This window comes from Chromohalobacter sp. 296-RDG, from assembly GCF_029889885.1.
Taxonomy (GTDB): Bacteria; Pseudomonadota; Gammaproteobacteria; order Pseudomonadales; family Halomonadaceae; genus Chromohalobacter.
In genome coordinates, this window is sequence record NZ_JARANY010000278.1 from 1 (window position 1) to 842 (window position 842).

At 54.4% G+C, this 842-nt stretch carries 1 rRNA gene; it reads right to left on the reverse strand.

What is annotated here, in order from left to right:
• Positions 1–842, reverse strand: a 23S ribosomal RNA gene (locus OP495_RS18515); the annotation flags it as partial.

The following is an 842-nucleotide window of genomic DNA, read 5'->3' on the forward strand; positions in this document are numbered from 1 at the left end:
AGGCGTACACGACGCTCCTCTACCACTCACCCTGTGGATGAGTCCGTAGCTTCGGCATCTGGTTTGAGCCCCGTTACATCTTCCGCGCAGGCCGACTCGACTAGTGAGCTATTACGCTTTCTTTCAAGGATGGCTGCTTCTAAGCCAACCTCCTAGCTGTCTAAGCCTTCCCACATCGTTTCCCACTTAACCAGCATTTGGGGGCCTTAGCTGACGGTCTGGGTTGTTTCCCTTTTCACAACGGACGTTAGCACCCGCTGTGTGTCTCCCACGCTGCACTCATCGGTATTCGGAGTTTGCCTCGGATTGGTAAGCCGGGATGGCCCCCTAGCCGAAACAGTGCTCTACCCCCGACGGTGATACGTGAGGCGCTACCTAAATAGCTTTCGAGGAGAACCAGCTATCTCCGGGCTTGATTAGCCTTTCACTCCGATCCACAGCTCATCCCCCCATTTTTCAACATAGGTGGGTTCGAGCCTCCAGTCAGTGTTACCTGACCTTCACTCTGGCCATGGATAGATCGCCCGGTTTCGGGTCTATATCCAGCGACTCAGCGCCCTGTTAAGACTCGGTTTCCCTACGCCTCCCCTAGTCGGTTAAGCTCGCCACTGAATATAAGTCGCTGACCCATTATACAAAAGGTACGCGGTCACAGAACGCATCTGCTCCCACTGCTTGTACGCATACGGTTTCAGGATCTATTTCACTCCCCTCGCCGGGGTTCTTTTCGCCTTTCCCTCACGGTACTGGTTCACTATCGGTCAGCCAGGAGTATTTAGCCTTGGAGGATGGTCCCCCCGTCTTCAGTCAAGGTTTCACGTGCCCCGACCTACTCGATTTCA